Here is a 17157-nt window from a genome sequence, read left to right as displayed (position 1 = left end):
TTCCTTATCGTCAACGAAATTGCCGATGGGCAATATTACCCATCGCCCTGCTTAGCCAACCTTGTAGCGTTCGAGCCAATGCGCGTAGGGTGCGGGGAGCGTCCACGCGGCGCGCTCGACCTTCAACTCCTGTGCGGCGAAGTACGGCCAATGCGGATTCGCAAGATGCGCGCGGCCCACCATCACCAGATCCAGTTGCTCCGAAGCGACGCTACGCTCGGCCAGCTCCGGCGTGCCGATACCCCAAGCCGACGATACCGGCAGACCCGCGGCGCGGCGCACCTTCTGCGCGATCGGCGCGAGAAACGCCGGCGCCCAGGGAATCCGCGCGGCCGGCGTGGAGAAACCCACGCTCACGCTCAGCATGTCGAGCCCTTCGCGCTTGAAGCCCTTGGCCAGTTCGATCGACTCGGCAAGCGTTTGTTCGTCGCGGCCATCGTATTCGATTACGCCGAAGCGCGCGGTCAGCGGCAAATGCTCCGGCCAGACCTTGCGCACCGCAGCCAGCGTTTCCAGAAGGAAACGGCTGCGATTTTCGAGGCTGCCGCCATAGGCGTCGTCGCGCTGGTTCGAATGCTCCGAAAAGAAACTCTGGCCGAGATAGCCGTGCGCGAAGTGCAGTTCGAGCCATTCGAAACCGGCGTCGAGCGCACGTTTCGCCGCCGCGACGAAGTCCTCGCGCACGCGGGCGATGTCGTCGAGGGTCATTGCGCGCGGGACCTTGGGCAGATGCGCGCCGAACTCGATCGCCGACGGCGCGATCGTCTGCCAGCCGCGCGCATCGCCTTCGGCAATATGGTCGTCGCCTTCCCACGGACGATTCGCGCTCGCCTTGCGGCCCGCGTGCGCGATCTGGATGCCCGGCACGGCGCCGGCCGCCTTGATCGCCGCAACCGTCGGCGCCAGGGCCTGGGCCTGCTCGTCGTTCCAGAGGCCCGTGCAGCCCGGCGTGATGCGGCCTTCCGGCGAAACCGCCGTGGCTTCGACGATCACGAGACCCGCGCCGCCACGCGCGATTTGCGCATAGTGGACGTGATGCCAGTCGTTGATCATGCCGTCGACGGCCATGTACTGGCACATCGGCGGAACGGCGATGCGGTTGCGCAGGGACACGCCCTTGAGCTTGAACGGTTCGAACAATGCAGACATCTACTGCTCTCCTGTGTCGACCAGCGTGGCCGCTCGAGCGGCTGACTCCGGTCTCGCGAGTGAGGGTTACGGTGGACGCAAGCTGCAACGCGCGCGGCGCCTGCGTCGGTTAAAGAAATCGGGATTTCGTATCGGCACTTTGCTTCGCGGCTGACGGCCATTACGCCAATCCGCCGCAAAACCGCAGCCGAACCACCGCCAGGCGCCATGCGCCTGGCGTTGCCGAAAGGAAATGGAGATTAGACGGGAGCGAAGGCAGCGATTGCCGCCGCCTTCACCCTGTGAACACCGGCCCACGACTGGCAGACCGGCGAAGCAACCGGACGCGACGCATGCGCCGAGCGCCCGGCCGAAAGATTCGAGACCGAACTAGCCGCCACCAGCCATCGATTGCAGGCGACGGCGGCCAGTCGTGCTCACTTGCCGCGCAGCGCCGCGAGCAACGCCTCCGCTACAGGCTCCGACGAAGCCGGATTCTGTCCCGTGATGAGAAGCCCATCGGTCACGACGTGCGGCGCCCAATCGGCGCCCTTCGTGTACTTGCCGCCGCTTTCCTTGAGCATGTCCTCGACGAGGAACGGCACCACGTCGGTCAACTGCACAGCGGCTTCTTCGCTATTCGAAAAGCCGGTGACAGCCTTGCCCGCCACCAGCGGTTGACCGTCCGCGCCCTTCACGTGACGCAGCACGCCCGGCGCGTGGCACACGGTCGCGACCGGCTTGCCCGCCGCGATCGTCTTCTCGATCAAGGCGATCGAGACCGGATCTTCGGCGAGGTCCCAGAGCGGGCCGTGGCCGCCTGGGTAGAACACGGCGTCGAACTCATTTGCATCGACGTTGGCGAGACGTTTCGTATGGGAAAGCTCGGCGCGCGCCGCGGGATCAGCGTCGAAGCGGCGCGTCGCATCGGTCTGGGCCGAAGGGTCGCTGCTCTTCGGGTCGAGCGGCGGCTGGCCGCCCTTCGGCGACGCCAGCGTGATCTGCGCACCCGCATCGCGCAGCGCGTAGTAGGGCGCCGCGAATTCCTCGAGCCAGAAACCGGTTTTCTTGCCCGTGTTGCCGAGGTCTTCGTGCGAAGTCAAAACGATCAATACCTTCATCGGCGTTCCTCTTTTCGGTGATGTCCGGGCGCTCGCACGCCCGCTGAACCAGTCGGCACGACGTGCCGCACACGCGCTCGCACACGTGATATTAGACCGGTCGTCTAGTCACTGGCCGCGCATCGCGGCCCTCAAGCATGGCGCCCGTTCAAGGGCGCCGCTTCACTACGAACTCCACTGCCATCCCGCTGCTACGTTGCGTCGATTGGCGTTCGATCAATCGCCAGGCGGCAGGTTCAACAACTGCCGCGTCACCGCCATGGCCGCGTCGAGCGGGCTGCGGTCGCGGCGGATCTTCTCCATCAGCGTCGCGCCCAGCCACAGTTCGTAGAGCGTCGCCGCCGTCACGGCGGCATCGCTCCCCCCCGCAAGCGAACCGTCTGCCCGGCCCGCCTCGATGCACGCGGCGATGCGCCCGACGATCTCGTCCGTGCCGCGGCGCAGGACCGCGCGCATCGACTCCGAGAGGTCGCTCACCTCCGCGCCCAGCTTCACCGCGAGACACTTGCCGTCGGGACCGTCCGCGCATTGCATCGTGCGCCACGCCTCGAAATAACCGATCAGCCGCATCGCCGGCGTATCCGCCTCGTTCGCGAGCTGCGCGTCGAGGCGCTCCACGTACTCGGTGAAATACGAGGTCAGCAACGCTTCGCCAAACGCCTCTTTCGAGCCGAAATAATGATAGAACGACCCCTTGGGGACGCCCGCGGCCGCGAGAATCTCATTGAGACCCACGGCCGAAAAGCCCTTGCCCAGCAAGATGGGCATGGCGGTATCGAGGATGTGTTGCCGCACTTCGACGGCTGGCGCTGCGTTCATGGGCTGCCATGTTACAGACCGAATAGACCAGTCGTCTAGTAATCTCACATTCAGCGTAGTGCCTTTGCGCGGGCCCTGTGCCGCGCCCGGCCGTTTCACATCGGAAACTCACCATCTGGAGGGACCCTCATGTCGTCACGCACCCTGCTCTGTTACGGCGATTCCAATACCCACGGCACGAAGCCGCTCAACCTGCCCGGCGTGCTCGAGCGCTTCGACCCCGCCGACCGCTGGCCCGGCGTGCTGGCCGCGGCGCTCGGCAACGGATGGCAGGTGATCGAGGAAGGTCTGCCCGCGCGCACCACGGTTCACGACGATCCGATCGAGGGCCGTCACAAGAATGGTCACGCGTATCTGCGCCCGTGCCTCGAGAGTCAGTTGCCTGTCGACATCGTCGTGCTCATGCTCGGCACCAACGACCTCAAGGCACGCTTTTCCGTCACGCCCGCCGATATCGCTCATTCGGTCGACGTGCTGCTCGAAACGCTCGTGGCCTGTCGCGCGGGTCCCGGCGGCTCGACACCGCACGTCCTGCTGATGGCGCCAGCGCCGATCGACGAGGTGGGTTTTCTCGGCGAAATTTTCACGGGCGGCGCAGCCAGGTCGCGCCTGCTCGCGCCGCTTTATGAGCGCGTGGCCGTGAAGCACGGCTCGGCGTTTCTCGACGCCGGCGAAATCGTCAAAGTGAGCCCCACCGACGGCGTGCACTACGAGGCCGATCAGCACCACAAGCTCGGCAAGGCGGTCGCGGAAGTCGTGCGGCAGCGCTTCAGCGATTAGAGGCGAACCGTTTCCGAAGCGAAATCGCGCGCTCAAATGAAAAACGCCGCCGGGCCGAAGCCCAGGCGGCGTTTGCCTCACTGCCGGGTCCGGCGCCAGGCACCGGATCCAGCCAGCCAGGAAATCAACGCGACATCATGTTCATGCCGACGTTGTGCATGACCCACAGCGTACCGCCGACGATGATGAACACCGTCAGCACGGTATAGGTGAACGCGGTCACGTTCCAGCGCTGGCTCGACGACGTGTTCATGTGCAGGAAGAACACGAGGTGCACGAGGATCTGCACGACTGCCAGCACGGCGAGGCCGATCAGCGCGGTTTCGCGCGAGAAGCCGCCATGCAGCACGAGCCAGAACGAAGCGGCCGTGAGCACCACCGCCAGGACGAAACCTGCCAGATAGCCGCCGAGGCTGCCGTGGCTTTCTTCTTCGTGGATGGAATGAGCACTCATTTAGATCACGCTCGCAAGATAGACAAAGGAGAACACGCAGATCCAGACGATGTCCAGAAAGTGCCAGAAAAGGCTCAGGCACGACAGACGGCGGATTTCGCGCTCGCCGATTTCCGGCGCCTTCAGGGTCTGCACCATCAGCACGATCATCCAGATCATGCCCATCGTCACGTGCAGACCGTGGGTGGCCACCAGCGTGAAGAACGACGAGAGGAACGCGCTGCGCTGCGGGCCCGCGCCTTCTTCGATCAGGTGCGCGAATTCATGCAGTTCGAAATACAGGAAGGTCGCGCCCAGCAGGAACGTGACGGCCAGCCAGAACAGCACCTGGCCGGTGCGCTTCTTGTACGCGCCGATCATCGCGAAGCCGTACGTGATGGACGACAGCAGCAGCACTGCCGTTTCCATCGCGACGCCCGGAATGTCGAACAGGTCCTTGCCCGTCGGGCCGCCCGCGAACTGGTTCTGCATCACGGCGAACACTGCGAACAGCGAGCCGAACAGAATGCAGTCCGTCATCAGGTACAGCCAGAAGCCGAACACCGAGTGTGACGGCGGGTGATCGTGGTGATCGTGCTCCGCGAGTGCGGCCGCACTTGTATTCGTCAACATCAGTTGGCCTCCAGTGCTTCTTCAACCTTGCCACGGCGCTGCTTGTCGGCGAACGCCTTGACCAGTGCGCGGTTGCGCGCTTCTTCGTCGGCCCGGACCTTGGCGGCCGGGATGTAATAGCCTTCGTTCTTCTGGAAGCTGTAGCCGATGGCCGTCGCGAGAATGCCGACGAAGCCCGCGATGGCAAGCCACCAGATGTGCCAGATGCCTGCGAAGCCCAGCACGAGGCTGAACATGCCGATGAACAAACCAGCGCTCGTGTTCGAGGGCATGTGGATGTCGGTGTACGTCGTGTTCGCGACGTCCGGCGTTTCGCGGCCCATTTCCTTCATGTGCGCGAATTCGTCGAGCTCGCTCACGTGCGGGATGACTGCGAAGTTATACGACGGCGGCGGCGACGAGATCGCCCACTCCAGCGTACGGCCACCCCACGGATCGCCCGTCAGGTCGCGGTTTTCCGGCAGGTTGCGGTCGCGGATCGACACATAGAGCTGCGCGAACTGGTGCACGATGCCGATCAGCACGAGCACGGCGCCAAACCAGGCGACGATCATCCACGGATGCCATGCCGGATTGTCGTAGTGGTTCAGACGACGCGTGGCGCCCATGAAGCCGAGCACGTACAGCGGCGTGAACGCGACATAGAAGCCCGTGAGCCAGAACCAGAATGCACGCTTGCCGAGCTTCTCGTTGAGCTTGAAGCCGAACGCCTTCGGGAACCAGTAGTTCATGCCGGCGAGATAGCCGAACAGCACGCCGCCGATGATCACGTTGTGGAAGTGAGCGATCAGGAACAGCGAGTTGTGGAGCACGAAGTCCGCGCCCGGGATCGCCATCATTACGCCGGTCATGCCGCCGATGGTGAAGGTGACCATGAAGCCGAGCGTCCACAGCACCGACGAGTTGAACTCGAGGCGGCCGCGGTAGATCGTGAACAGCCAGTTGAAGATCTTCACGCCCGTCGGGATCGAGATCACCATCGTGGCGATGCCGAAGAACGCGTTCACGTCGGCGCCCGAACCCATCGTGAAGAAGTGGTGCAGCCACACGAGGAACGCCAGCACCATGATCGCGCAGGTCGCGTAGACCATCGCCTTGTAGCCGAACAGCGGCTTCTTCGCGTACGTCGCAACGACTTCCGAGAAGATACCGAACGCCGGCAGGATCAGGATGTACACCTCGGGGTGACCCCAGGCCCAGATCAGGTTCAGGTACAGCATGGCGTTACCGCCGCCATCGTTCGTGAAGAAGTGCATGCCGAGGTAGCGGTCGAGGCCGAGCAGCGCGAGCGTGACGGTCAGGACCGGGAACGCGGCCATGATCAGCACGTTCGTGCACAGCGCCGTCCACGTGAACACCGGCAGCTTCATCATCGTCATGCCGGGGGCACGCATCTTGATGATGGTGACGAAGAAGTTCACGCCGGTCAGCAGCGTGCCGACACCGGAGATCTGCAGCGCCCACAGGTAGTAATCGACGCCTACCCCTGGACTGTATGCAAGCTCCGAAAGCGGCGGATACGCGAGCCAGCCCGTCATCGCGAACTCACCCACGACGAGCGAGATCATGAGCAGGATGGCGCCGACCGCGGTCATCCAGAACGACAGCGAGTTCAGGAACGGGAACGCCACGTCGCGCGCGCCGATCTGCAGCGGCACCACGATGTTCATCAGGCCGACCATGAAGGCCATGGCCATGAAGAAGATCATGATCACGCCGTGCGCCGTGAAGATCTGGTCGTAGTGGTGCGGCGGCAGATAGCCCGGCGCGTTGTACGCGAGCGCGAGCTGGGTGCGCATCATGATGGCGTCGGCAAAGCCGCGCACGAGCATGATGAGGGCGAGCACGATGTACATCACGCCCAGACGCTTGTGGTCGACGCTCGTCAGCCACTCGGTCCACAGATATTTCCACTTACCGAGGTAAGTGACGCCCCCAAGCACGAAGGCGCCGATCAGCGCCATGCCGATCATCGTGCCGACAATAATCGGCTCGTGATACGGAATGGCATCCAGTGTGAGTTTTCCGAACATGCCCGCTTACCCCTTGGTCACGCACGACGGGTCACTGAAATTCGTGACGTGGCCGTTGTTGTACTTCGCAATGATGTTGTTGAAGAGCTTCGGGTCGACCGTCGAGAAGTACTCAACAGGAGCCTTCTCGCTCGGCTTCGCGACCGTCGCGTACTGGTCCATCGAGAGCGACGTCGAGGACGCCTTGACCTTCTGGACCCATGCGTCGAAGTCTTGCTGGTTCGTTGCGATCGTGCGGAACTTCATGTCCGAGAAGCCCTTGCCGCTGAAGTTCGCCGAGAGGCCCGCGTAGTCGCCGGCTTCGTCTGCGATCAGGTGCAGGCGCGTCTGCATGCCCGCCATCGCGTAGACCTGGGTGCCCAGTTGCGGGATGAAGAACGAGTTCATCACCGAGTCGGACGTGATGCTGAAGTTCACGGGCGTACCGACCGGCACCGCCAGCTGGTTCACCGTCGCGATACCGAGGTCCGGATAGATGAAGAGCCACTTCCAGTCCAGCGCGACCACTTCGACGTTGATCGGCTTGACGTTCGATTCAAGCGGCTTGTAGGGGTCGAGCTCGTGCGTGGTTTTCCACGTGAGCACGGCGAGGAACAGAATGATCAGCGTCGGGACGGTCCAGACGACGACTTCGATGGCCGTCGAGTGCGACCATTTCGGCGCGTAGGTGGCGTTGCGGTTCGTTGCGCGGTAGCGGTACGCGAACCACAGCGTCAGGATGATCACGGGGATCACCACGATCAGCATGGCCCAGGTGGAGGTCGCGATCAGCGACTTTTCCGCCATGCCCACGCTGCCTTTGGGATCAAGGAGCTCCATCTTGCATCCGGAAAGACACATGGCCAATCCGGCACTGACGGGAAGCAGTAACCTTTGCAAGGTCGTTCTTTTCATCACGTTTGCCTGAAATTCATTCATTGAATAGTTCCGGACACATCCCCTGACAACTGACAAAGGAAGCGCGCCCGAATCATACAGCCGCTTTGATCGAAGACAATCAATGAACGCAGAAAATGATCTTTGTCAAAACAGAATTGAGACACTATGTCGCATGTGTTCGCGAGGTTTGTCGCGCCTCGGGAACACACGCACGTCGTGCCCTGCTTCTCACTTGACATCGATCCGCAGCGGCTTTTTCCGAATCTCAAAATTCGAAAACTTCTGGACGCACTCGCGCGCCGCGCCGCCTCACGGCGGGGCGGCGCGCAGGTGCGCCGTCATTCCTTACTGATCACTTGCTTGCTTACGTCGGCGAATGCTGCGGGGCGCGAGCGTCCGCGCCCGTGCGCACGGATTCCGTTTGCGCGGCATCCTCGACGGGTTGCCTGGTGCGACCGGCCTGGGTGACGAGGTTCGCCGCCGAGAGCTCGATCGCGTCGGTCATGGGCTTCGGATAGAGGCCCACGGCCAGCACCAGCGCTGCGAGCGAAGCGAAGATCAGCGTTTCGCGGCGGCCGAGATCGGCCAGCTTTGCCACGCTCTTGTTCGCCACAGCGCCAAAGATCACGCGCTTGTACATCCACAGGGTGTACGCAGCGCTCAGAATGACGGTCGTCGCGGCAATTGCGCCGACCCAGAAGTTCACGCGAACGGCGCCCATGATGACCATGAACTCGCCCACGAAGCCCGAGGTGCCCGGCAGGCCCACGTTGGCCATGCAGAACAGCATCATGAAAGTCGCGTAGCGCGGCATCACGTTGGCGACGCCGCCATAGGCCGAGATGGTGCGCGTGTGCGTACGGTCGAACAGCACGCCCACGGAGAGCAGCAGCGCGCCGGAGACGAAACCGTACGAGATCATCTGCACGATCGCGCCTTCGGTGCCGATCTGGTTGAAGAGGAACAGGCCCAGCGTCACGAGGCCCATGTGGGCAACCGTCGAGTACGCGAGCATCTTGGTCATGTCGGTCTGCGCGAGCGCGAGCAGGCTCGAGTACACCACGGCCACGAGCGAGAGCGTGATGATCACGGGCGCGAAGAAGTGCGCGGCGTCGGGCGTGATCGGCAGCGTGAAACGCAGAAAGCCGTAGCCGCCGAGCTTGAGCATCGCCATCAGCACGGTCGCGCCGGTGGGCGCTTCGAGGTGGACGTCGGGCAGCCAGGTGTGGAACGGCCACATCGGCACCTTGACCGCGAAGGCCGCGAAGAAGCCGATGAAGACGAGGATCTGCGGAACGAAGCCGAGCGTGAGGTTATGCCACGCCGACATGTCGAAGGTGTGCGACTGGCTGTAGAGATACAGCATCGACAGCAGCATCAGCAGCGAGCCGGCCAGCGAGAAGAAGAAGAACTTCACGGCGGCGTAGCTGCGGCGCGCGTGGCCCCACGTGCCGATCAGCAGGTACAGCGGGATCAGCGTCGCTTCGAAGAACACGAAGAAGAGCATGCCGTCGGTGGCCGCGAAGGTGCCGACCATCAGGCCCGAGAGGATCAGGAACGCGCCGAAGTACTGGGCGACGCGCACCGTGATCGACGCCCACGAGGCGATCACGATCACGAGCGTGGTGAACGCGGTGAGCACGACGAGCCACATCGAAATGCCATCGATCCCGAGACGCCAGGCCACGCCGAAGTCGGGCAGCCAGTTGCGGAATTCGACGAACTGCATGCCGGCGGCATGGTTGTCGAAACCTGTGACCAGCGGCAGCGTCACCAGCAGGCCGACGACGGAGCCGATCAGCGAGAGCCAGCGCGCACGCTGCGGATGACGATCCGACCCGACGCGCAGCACTGCCACGCCGAACAGGATGGGAATCCAGATCGACAGACTCAGGAATGGAACGGATTGCATTTCAACGGGACCTTAAAAATGCGGAGCGAATAGCTTCGTCAGCGCACGGACTTATGCGCAAGCAACTTGAAAGATTGACGTGGGGTGAAAATCGGACCAGACAGGCTGTAATGTATTCGTCAGCTACGAGGCGAAATGCAACACACGTTCAAGGGTTAACGAGGGTAAACGGAATACGAAAGTTTTGCAGCGCAACAACACGGGTCGAATCAAAAATTGATGCAAGTCATTGTTTTTATTCAGAACTGTACTAAGTCGAAATACAACAAATTGCTCCCTGGACATCTTTTTTGATCACGAAAGTGCCTCTTGAGACGTCCAGGGCGGCCCCAGGAGCGACATGGAGTCGCGCCGCGCGGCCCGAATAATACCTTACCTGTTTCTTTCGTTTCAATGACTTATGCATCGCGTCATGGCCCCAGGAACCGTGCCAGCCCCGCCCTGCGCCCGTTTGCGCGGTGCAAAAAAAAGCCCCGACCGGTCAGGGGTCGGGGCCAACTCTCACGGTGCGCCAGCGGCGCTGGTACACGCATGGCGCCACTTTAGCCCCTTCCGGCCCCCGAATTAAGCGGGCCGCCTGGAAGAGTCCTTTCTGGCGCGAGACGGGATCAGCGCGGTCGGGGCGGCAGTAATCGGTTCACGATGCGACCCCAGTCCTGGCTCGACTCAATTAGCAAATGAGAATCATTTGCATTTACTGATGATTTGTTGCACTATGAAGCCACTCCGCCCGAAGGAGGCTCCATGAACCCGACCACCCCATTCGCGAGAAACGACACGCTGATAGACGAAACCTTCGTCCAGCACCCGGACAGCGCCGAGCAAACTGTGCTGCGCGCGGTGCGCACCTGGCTGCGTCCGCACTGCGACGCCTACGGCAAGGCCGAGAACTGGCGCGGCGTGCTCGCCGAGGCCGGGCTCGCCGTGGACGGCATTGGCTACTTCGACCTGCTGATGGCCAACCTCTGCCGCGCCTCGTGCCGCCCGCTCGATACGCGCTGCCGCTGCGCGTCGGAACTGGCGAAGGACGAGGGCTCGCTGCTGCAGGTGATCGCCCTGCTGCAATCGACGCGCAGCGAGGCCGCCGTGCAACTGCTCAACGACTGGCTGCCCATGCCCAGCGTGAGCGGCATGCTCAAGACGGCGCGCTGGTTCGCCATCGCGCTGCTCGACGCGGGCCTGCGGCTCAGCTATCGCACGCGCCGCGTCACGTACATGCACTGAAGTCCATGCCCTGAATGCTTCGAGGCCGCGCAGCCATTGTGCGGTTTTTCGTTCCCGGGCAATTAATCAGGATCGCCAGGCATATCGGCGCGCTCCTTCGTGCTCCGCGCGCGTCCCGGGCGCGCTTCGAGACGCGCCCTCACGTAGCGCCGCACGGCGCTCGCCATCTTCGGATAGAGCTCGCCCGGCACCGCGAACAATACGAGCGCGCAGAGCGCGAGCACGGCACAGAACAGGAACGTGCCGCGATACCCGAACGCCTGCACGAGCAGGCCCGAAAGCACGCCCGAAAGAATCGAGCCCAGCCGCGAGGCGTTGAAGAACAGCGCCGTGGCGCGTCCCGGCGATTCGGGCATCAGATCCTGCACATAGGTCATGCCGAGACACGACGTGACGGCCACCACGAAGGCGTTGAGGATCTGCATGGGAATGAGCGCGTGCACGCCGGGCGCCGCCGACATCGACACGAAATACACCGCGTGCACGACCGCGCAGGCGGCGAGCCAGTTCAACTTGTGCAGGCGCGACGCCTTCGCGCCGAGCGCGAGCATCATCGGAATTTCCATGAGCGCGCCCAGCCCGAGCATGATCGAGACGTCGATGCGCGTGCCCTGAAGACCGTGCACGATATAGAGCGGCAGCACGATCATCGTCGCGTTGGCGGCCAGGCCGATCAGTGTGAGCGCAACCACCGCGCGCATGATGTCGGCCTGAGAGACGTCGGGCGCGCTCACGTGCACGCGCTGCTTCACGGCGGGCAGCACTTCGGCCTGGGTGAGCGGTTGCCCTTCGTAGTGCGTCACGGCCGCTTCGGCATCCTGTACGGCCTCCCCTGCCGTGGGGCGCGTCATCAGATGCTGCGTGGCGTGTTCGTCCTGGCGCGGCTCGCGCATGCGCCAGACGATCGTGCCGCATGCGGCAAAGCTCGCCGCGGCGAACAGGAAGAGCCCGTAGAAGCTGGTCGCCGCGAGCACCAGCGCGCCGACCGCGGGCCCGAACACCCAGGCCGCCGATAATATCGTGCGCAGCGTGGCGCTCGCGAAGGTGCGCTCGGCGTCGTCGGCGGCCGGCAATGCCGCGCGGCTGAACGAGAACACGAGCGAGAGCGCGCAGCCGCCCGCGCCGATGAACGCGATGCCCACTGCGAGCAGCAAGCGGTAGTCGCGCACGACGCACAAGCACAGATAGCCGAGCGTGGCCGCGCAAAGCGAGGCGAGCAGCAGCGGCCGATGCTTGCCGGTGGCGTCGCTCCAGCGCCCGGCCGCCGTGCTCGCGATCACGCCGCTCGCCGCGATCGCGGTCATGAACACACCGAGCCGGAACGGCGTCATGCCGGCACGTTCGACGCCGAACAAGGACAGATAGGGTGCGGTGAACGACATCGCCACGCCCAGCATCAGGGTGGCGCCGGCAAGCGGCAAAAAACCGGGAATACGCAGAAGACCGACAAAGCGCGAGTTCTTGAGCACGGCGCGACGCAGAGGGGAAGGAGAAGCCGCAACGCATGAGGCGTCGCGAGTCAGGCGTATCGAAGGCGATTATCGGGCGGAAGCCGAGCGTCGCGCAAGGCGGTTGGCGGGCGTGTCAGCATCTGGATGCGCTATCCACAGATTTTGTTGAGAGGCCTGTGCGTAACCTTGGGACGACTGCGGCAAGTATCTGATACGTATCGGATTGTCCACGCCGTTTCCGAATGCAGCAGATTTGCCGCGGATACGAAACGCGGCGCCGGGCTTGTCCACAGATTTCGTTGATAGCCTTGTGGGCAACCTTGGGACATCCACGCCAAGTCCCTGATCGGAAACAGCAAGTTCACGGAAGTCACGGCGGGTGCACAAATTTTGCGCAAAAAAGTTGTCCACAGTTTTATTGGACAACTCTGTTGATAACCGCCTGGGGATCGCGCCAACTCATTGATCGGACGGATAGTTCATCGATTCAGTCACGGAAGCGGCAACTGCGTTTCCAATAAGCAACCCGCGCGCCGACGTCGGGAGATGCGAAGGGGCGAGCGCGTTTCGTGGCTGCTGCCCACGCGCCCGCCCCGCCATCGACACGACCTCACGCCAGATTGAGCGCACCCGTGAGATCACCGGGCGGCGTCTGCCCCCGCGTGGCGAAGGCGCGGTCGCGCGACGCCACGCCGTCGAGCGGCGCGAGTCCGTGCACGCGGCTGATGAAGCGCAGGATCGAGTTGGTGTCGTAGAACGTGTGGTCCACGTAGCCCTTCTTCGCGAACGGCGCGATCACGAGCGCCGGGATGCGCGAGCCCGGCCCCCAGCGGTCGCCCTGCGGCGGTGCGACCGGATCCCACCAGCCGCCGTTCTCGTCGTGCGTCATCACGATCACCGTGTTCGCCCACTGCGGGCTGCGCTGCAGATGCTCGATCACGGCGGCGATGTGACGGTCGCCCGACGCCACGTCGGCGTAGCCCGCGTGCATGTTCAGGTTGCCCTGCGGCTTGTAGAAGGTGACGGCGGGCAGCCGTTGCGCGTCGATGTCGGCGAGCAGGCGGTTCGTGGCCGGATCGTCGCCGAGGCCCGCGTCGCGCAAATGCCGTGCGCGCGCCGCCGTGCCCGGCGCGTAGTTGGCGAAGTAGTTGAACGGCTGATGGTGATACTGGAAGTCGGGCACGGCGCCGGTATCGCGATGGTCGAGCGCGTACTGCCAGGCGCCGCTGTACCAGGCCCAGTCGACGCCCCTCGCCGAGAGCCGGTCGCCGATCGTCGCATAGGTTTGCGGCGGCATCACGCGCGGATTGGCGGGATCGGCCCACGCGGGATTGCCGTCCTCGGCGGCCCGCACGTTGCTCGGCTGATACGGCGGCGCCATCGTGTTGACCGCGTAGCCGTCGGGCGTGAAGAGGCCGTCGTTTACGAATTTCGGCGGGCCACCTAGCGCCGAGGGCGGACAATTGGGCGCGAGCTTCAGGCGCGTGCCGAGCGGATCGTCGCCTTCGAGCACGGAGACCAGATGCTTCGCCGGGCTCGACTGAATGTCGGGATAGTACGGCGCCTGCGCGGAAATCAGATAGATGTGGTTGAGCCAGGAGCCGCCGAACGCCGCCATGAAGAAATTGTCGCAAAGCGTGTATTGCTGCGCGAGTTTCCAGAGCCGCAGCGTCTCGGCGGAATTTTCGTAATAGCCCATCACGAGGCCGCCCGAATCGCCCCACGCGGCGAACTGGTCGTTGCGGCCCGCGTTGATCTGCATCTGGTTCTGGTAGAAGCGATGGATGAGATCGCGCGTAATGATTCCGTTCGGCAACGGATGGCCCTGCGCGTCTACGATGCGAAACGGCCGGTTCGCGAGGCCGGTAATGGCCTGCTCGCCGATCATGTAGCGTTGGCCGTCGAGCTCCTGTGCCTGCGGAACCAGGCCGCCCCAAATCTTCGGCAACTGCGCGAGCGGCGTCTCGCCGTCGCGATCGCGTTGCGTGTAGCGCTCTGCGGGCACGCCGGAAAGCGGCGTCTGCACGCCCGGGAAATTGCCGTAGAGATTGACGAAGCTGCGGTTCTCCGCGTAGATCACGACGATGTGGCGCACCTGGTCGCGCAGCGCCGCGTCAAGGCGCGTGTCGCCGGCGCTGCGTGGCGCCGCGCCCGCTGCCTGCTCGGGCGACTGGCAGCCGCCGAGCGCGAGTCCCACGCCAACCGCGGCGATCCCGCCTAGCACGCGCCGGCGGCCGGGGTCGTCGGGGCCGCGGCGCTCGGGCGTTTCGTCTTTGCCTTGCGGGTCCGGTACGTTCGAGTCGTCTTGCTCCATCGGCTTGCTCCTTGGTCCGGTCGAAGAACGCGCGAATGCTCGCGCTTTGCTTGTCACGGAAGGAGGATACCTTGCGCGGGCCGCGCTGCGAGCGCCGCTGCGCGCCGGAGCGCGGCTACACCGCCGTCCCGCTCCCCTGAGTGGTGCCGAGGCCGGTGCGCTGCTGCACGCCCCACTTGCGACGCCCGAGCAGAAAATGAAGCCAGCCGAGCGCGGCGCCGGCGTGACGCATCAGCTGGAACGAAAACGGTTCGAAGATTGCCGCCAGCAGCGCCATGCCAAAGCTGGAGCTCGCGCGATCCCCGCTCCAGCGCCGGTACAGATGCACGGAAAACAAATGGAACGCGAGGTCGATCACGATCTTCCCGACGATCACCGCGAGCACCGGCAGCACGATCGTGAAGCGTCCGTCGAAGAGGAAGCCTAGCAGCAGCGCGAACGCCGTGAGGCCGTAGATGGGCTGCACGGTGTCGAACGCCTTCACCGGCAGCATCATGAGCCCGAGCTTGCCGTAGCGGCGATTGCCGGTCATGTCGCGATACCAGTACTGGGTCTGCAAAAAGCCCGCGAACCAGCGGCGGCGCTGCCGCAGGAAGCTCGCGAGCGTGCCGGGCGCGTCGGTGCGGGCGCGGGCGGCGCCGATCACGCGCACGTCCCAGCCGAGCCCTTCGCAGGCCGAGTGGCGCCGCAGCCGGTGAATCAGTTCGTAATCCTCTACAAGGCAATGGGGATCGAAACCGCCCACGGCCATCACCGCATCGCGCCGAAACGCGGCGAATGCGCCGGAGACGAGCAGCAAGCTGTCCGCGCGCATCCAGGCGAAGCGCGAGATGAAATTGCGAATGTACTCGTAGGTCTGGAACCACTGAAAAAAGCGCCCGCTCGGCGAGGTGCCGCAGACCGGCGTGAGCAGCCCCGCCGCCGCCACGAGCGCGGGCTCGCGGCCAAACGCGTCGGCCATCGCGGCGCAGGCGTCGGGTTCGAGCAAGGTGTCGGCATCGACGGTCATCACCGCATCGGTCCGGATCGCGCCGAGCGCCGCATTGAGCGCGCGCGCCTTGCCGCCGTGCGGCAGCTTCAGCCAGCGCAGATCAGGATACCCAGGCGAAGGCAGGCTCAGGCACCCTTCGCCGGGATCGACCAGGCCGTAACGCTGCGCAAGCAGCGCCGCGGTGCCGTCGCTCGAACCGTCGTCGGCAATCACGATCTGCTGCGGGGCGCGTGTCTGCGCGAACAGCGCGTCGAGCGTGATCGGCAGCACAGCCGCCTCGTTATGCGCGGCGACGATCACGCCGAGGCTTGGCTGTGAAATCGGCGTTGAACCCGGCAAAGCCGAAGCATCCGGAAGAGTTCCCGCGCCGGCGGGACGCAGCAGCACGCGCGCCTGCCACGCCACGAACACGAGCAGCAGCGTGTCGTAGATCACATAGGCAATACCGGTCGACCACGCGAGCACGCCTTGCAGAAAGAATGCGCGCGCAAACAGCACGCACCAGAGCACCATCACACTGAGATGAATCGCGATGCTGGCAATGGGCGTGCGCACCGGCGAGAGGCGTGGCGACGTGCGGGCGAGCACCTGGTCGAGCGAATCGTTCAAGACAGTCCTTTTGGGGGGTTACGGCATCATCCGGCGCAGCACCGAATGACGATCGATCCATTGATGCTTGAGCGCGCCCGCAACGTGCAGCGCGAGCACGCCGTAAAGCGCGTAGCTGCACGCCGTATGCAGCGCGCCGAACTGATCGTGCAACTGGTTCTTGGTCGCGGGATCGAGATTCATGATGAAGCCGATGCGCGGCCACTGAAAGAGGCCGAACAGATACATCGGATGCGAAGCGGCGGCCACCCACGCGGAGTCGTGCAGCCAGCCCGAGAGCGGCATCGCGAAGATGAGCACGTACAGCGCGATATGCGCGGCGTGCGCCGCCGTGCGCTCCCATGAAGGGAACTCGGCGGGCAGCGGCGGCGGCTGGTGCGTGAGGCGCCACAACACGCGCAGGATCGCGAGACCGAGCACGGTAATGCCGATGGATTTGTGCGTGTCGATGACGAAGCGGATCGACTCGTCCGAAAGCGTACCGTCAGGCAACAGCGCGGCAGTGAGGCCGAGCGCGACGTTGGCGAGGATCAGCAAGGCGATCGACCAGTGCAATAGCACAGCGACGCGCGTGTATTTCTGCGCGGGAGCCAGGGTCTCGAAACCGGGTTCAGCGGAAAGGGGCGTTTTCACGTGAGCGTGCCGTAACGTTTCAGTTTGGAATAACGCATCGCGCGACCGATTTATTCCCTCGCGCGCAATGCGGACTGCACAGATCGCCTGAAGCGGCGTTGCGCCGGTAGGGCGCCAGTGCGGAACCTGCGGGCACGGGCATGGCGTCCGGGCGCTGCCCGCAGGGCGATCCGCGCATTATGCGCCCTCCCCTTGTG

The 17157-nt window shown here is 64.2% G+C and carries 14 protein-coding genes; 2 read left to right on the top strand and 12 right to left on the bottom strand.

Going from position 1 to position 17157, the window contains the following annotated elements; translation table 11 throughout:
* Positions 1-51: 51 nt before the first annotated feature.
* The 3 genes from U5775_RS09010 to U5775_RS09000 form a co-directional block, all read right to left on the bottom strand.
* The gene (locus tag U5775_RS09010; protein ID WP_322057783.1) at positions 52-1149 is read right to left on the bottom strand and encodes an NADH:flavin oxidoreductase/NADH oxidase; all 1098 of its coding nucleotides are present in this window, start codon (positions 1147-1149) and stop codon (positions 52-54) included.
* A 416-nt stretch (positions 1150-1565) separates the two neighbouring features.
* The gene (locus tag U5775_RS09005) at positions 1566-2249 is read right to left on the bottom strand and encodes a type 1 glutamine amidotransferase domain-containing protein (RefSeq protein WP_322057782.1); all 684 of its coding nucleotides are present in this window, start codon (positions 2247-2249) and stop codon (positions 1566-1568) included.
* Between the two features lie 216 nt (positions 2250-2465).
* On the bottom strand, positions 2466-3068 hold the full coding sequence (locus tag U5775_RS09000; RefSeq protein WP_322057781.1) for a TetR/AcrR family transcriptional regulator: 603 nt from the start codon (positions 3066-3068) through the stop codon (positions 2466-2468).
* Between the two features lie 129 nt (positions 3069-3197).
* Here U5775_RS09000 and U5775_RS08995 point away from each other — a divergent pair, with 129 nt between their 5' ends.
* On the top strand, positions 3198-3848 hold the full coding sequence (locus U5775_RS08995; protein WP_322057780.1) for an SGNH/GDSL hydrolase family protein: 651 nt from the start codon (positions 3198-3200) through the stop codon (positions 3846-3848).
* 124 nt (positions 3849-3972) lie between these two features.
* On the opposite strand, the gene cyoD is transcribed toward U5775_RS08995, so the two are convergent.
* From cyoD to U5775_RS08970, 5 genes are all read right to left on the bottom strand, one after another.
* Positions 3973-4302, bottom strand: coding sequence for a cytochrome o ubiquinol oxidase subunit IV (cyoD, locus tag U5775_RS08990; protein ID WP_322057779.1), 330 nt, complete (start codon positions 4300-4302; stop codon positions 3973-3975).
* Entirely contained in the window at positions 4303-4914 is a 612-nt protein-coding gene (cyoC, locus tag U5775_RS08985; protein ID WP_028218810.1) for a cytochrome o ubiquinol oxidase subunit III, read from the bottom strand.
* Positions 4914-6947 (bottom strand): cytochrome o ubiquinol oxidase subunit I, encoded by a 2034-nt coding sequence (gene cyoB, locus U5775_RS08980; protein ID WP_322057778.1) that lies wholly within the window; start codon positions 6945-6947, stop codon positions 4914-4916. The genes cyoC and cyoB overlap by 1 nt, the downstream gene beginning before the upstream one ends.
* A 6-nt stretch (positions 6948-6953) precedes the next feature.
* Positions 6954-7841 (bottom strand): ubiquinol oxidase subunit II, encoded by an 888-nt coding sequence (gene cyoA, locus U5775_RS08975; RefSeq protein ID WP_322057777.1) that lies wholly within the window; start codon positions 7839-7841, stop codon positions 6954-6956.
* Positions 7842-8190: 349 nt separating this feature from the next.
* The gene (locus U5775_RS08970; protein ID WP_322057776.1) at positions 8191-9738 is read right to left on the bottom strand and encodes an NADH-quinone oxidoreductase subunit M; all 1548 of its coding nucleotides are present in this window, start codon (positions 9736-9738) and stop codon (positions 8191-8193) included.
* Positions 9739-10482: 744 nt separating this feature from the next.
* Between U5775_RS08970 and U5775_RS08965 the strand changes: the two genes are divergently transcribed.
* Complete coding sequence (locus U5775_RS08965; protein ID WP_322057775.1) at positions 10483-10962, top strand: hypothetical protein; 480 nt, start codon at positions 10483-10485, stop codon at positions 10960-10962.
* Positions 10963-11024: 62 nt separating this feature from the next.
* Here the strand turns inward: U5775_RS08965 and U5775_RS08960 are convergent, their stop codons facing one another.
* The 4 genes from U5775_RS08960 to U5775_RS08945 form a co-directional block, all read right to left on the bottom strand.
* Positions 11025-12431: a sugar efflux transporter gene (locus U5775_RS08960; protein WP_322057774.1), complete on the bottom strand. Its 1407-nt coding sequence runs from the start codon at positions 12429-12431 to the stop codon at positions 11025-11027.
* Between the two features lie 592 nt (positions 12432-13023).
* On the bottom strand, positions 13024-14727 hold the full coding sequence (locus U5775_RS08955) for an acid phosphatase (RefSeq protein WP_322057773.1): 1704 nt from the start codon (positions 14725-14727) through the stop codon (positions 13024-13026).
* A 115-nt stretch (positions 14728-14842) separates the two neighbouring features.
* On the bottom strand, positions 14843-16327 hold the full coding sequence (locus U5775_RS08950) for a glycosyltransferase family 2 protein (RefSeq protein ID WP_322057772.1): 1485 nt from the start codon (positions 16325-16327) through the stop codon (positions 14843-14845).
* 18 nt (positions 16328-16345) lie between these two features.
* Positions 16346-16960 carry a cytochrome b gene (locus U5775_RS08945; RefSeq protein ID WP_322057771.1) on the bottom strand — a complete coding sequence of 205 codons (615 nt, stop codon included), beginning with the start codon at positions 16958-16960 and terminating at the stop codon, positions 16346-16348.
* Positions 16961-17157 lie beyond the last annotated feature (197 nt).

Source organism: Paraburkholderia sp. J63 (assembly GCF_905220245.1).
In the GTDB taxonomy this organism is placed as follows: Bacteria; Pseudomonadota; Gammaproteobacteria; order Burkholderiales; family Burkholderiaceae; genus Paraburkholderia.
Note: the sequence above shows the minus strand (reverse complement) of the source record. Positions and strands in the feature narration are given on the sequence as shown.

Bases quoted from the DNA above. Each gene is read 5' to 3' on its own strand.
- U5775_RS08970 (WP_322057776.1), bottom strand. From the start codon at position 9,738: ATGCAATCCGTTCCATTCCTGAGTCTGTCGATCTGGATTCCCATCCTG.
- U5775_RS08995 (WP_322057780.1), top strand. From the start codon at position 3,198: ATGTCGTCACGCACCCTGCTCTGTTACGGCGATTCCAATACCCACGGC.
- U5775_RS08965 (WP_322057775.1), top strand. From the start codon at position 10,483: ATGAACCCGACCACCCCATTCGCGAGAAACGACACGCTGATAGACGAA.
- cyoD (WP_322057779.1), bottom strand. From the start codon at position 4,302: ATGAGTGCTCATTCCATCCACGAAGAAGAAAGCCACGGCAGCCTCGGC.
- cyoC (WP_028218810.1), bottom strand. From the start codon at position 4,914: ATGTTGACGAATACAAGTGCGGCCGCACTCGCGGAGCACGATCACCAC.
- U5775_RS09000 (WP_322057781.1), bottom strand. From the start codon at position 3,068: ATGAACGCAGCGCCAGCCGTCGAAGTGCGGCAACACATCCTCGATACC.
- U5775_RS08955 (WP_322057773.1), bottom strand. From the start codon at position 14,727: ATGGAGCAAGACGACTCGAACGTACCGGACCCGCAAGGCAAAGACGAA.
- U5775_RS09010 (WP_322057783.1), bottom strand. From the start codon at position 1,149: ATGTCTGCATTGTTCGAACCGTTCAAGCTCAAGGGCGTGTCCCTGCGC.
- cyoA (WP_322057777.1), bottom strand. From the start codon at position 7,841: ATGAAAAGAACGACCTTGCAAAGGTTACTGCTTCCCGTCAGTGCCGGA.
- U5775_RS09005 (WP_322057782.1), bottom strand. From the start codon at position 2,249: ATGAAGGTATTGATCGTTTTGACTTCGCACGAAGACCTCGGCAACACG.
- cyoB (WP_322057778.1), bottom strand. From the start codon at position 6,947: ATGTTCGGAAAACTCACACTGGATGCCATTCCGTATCACGAGCCGATT.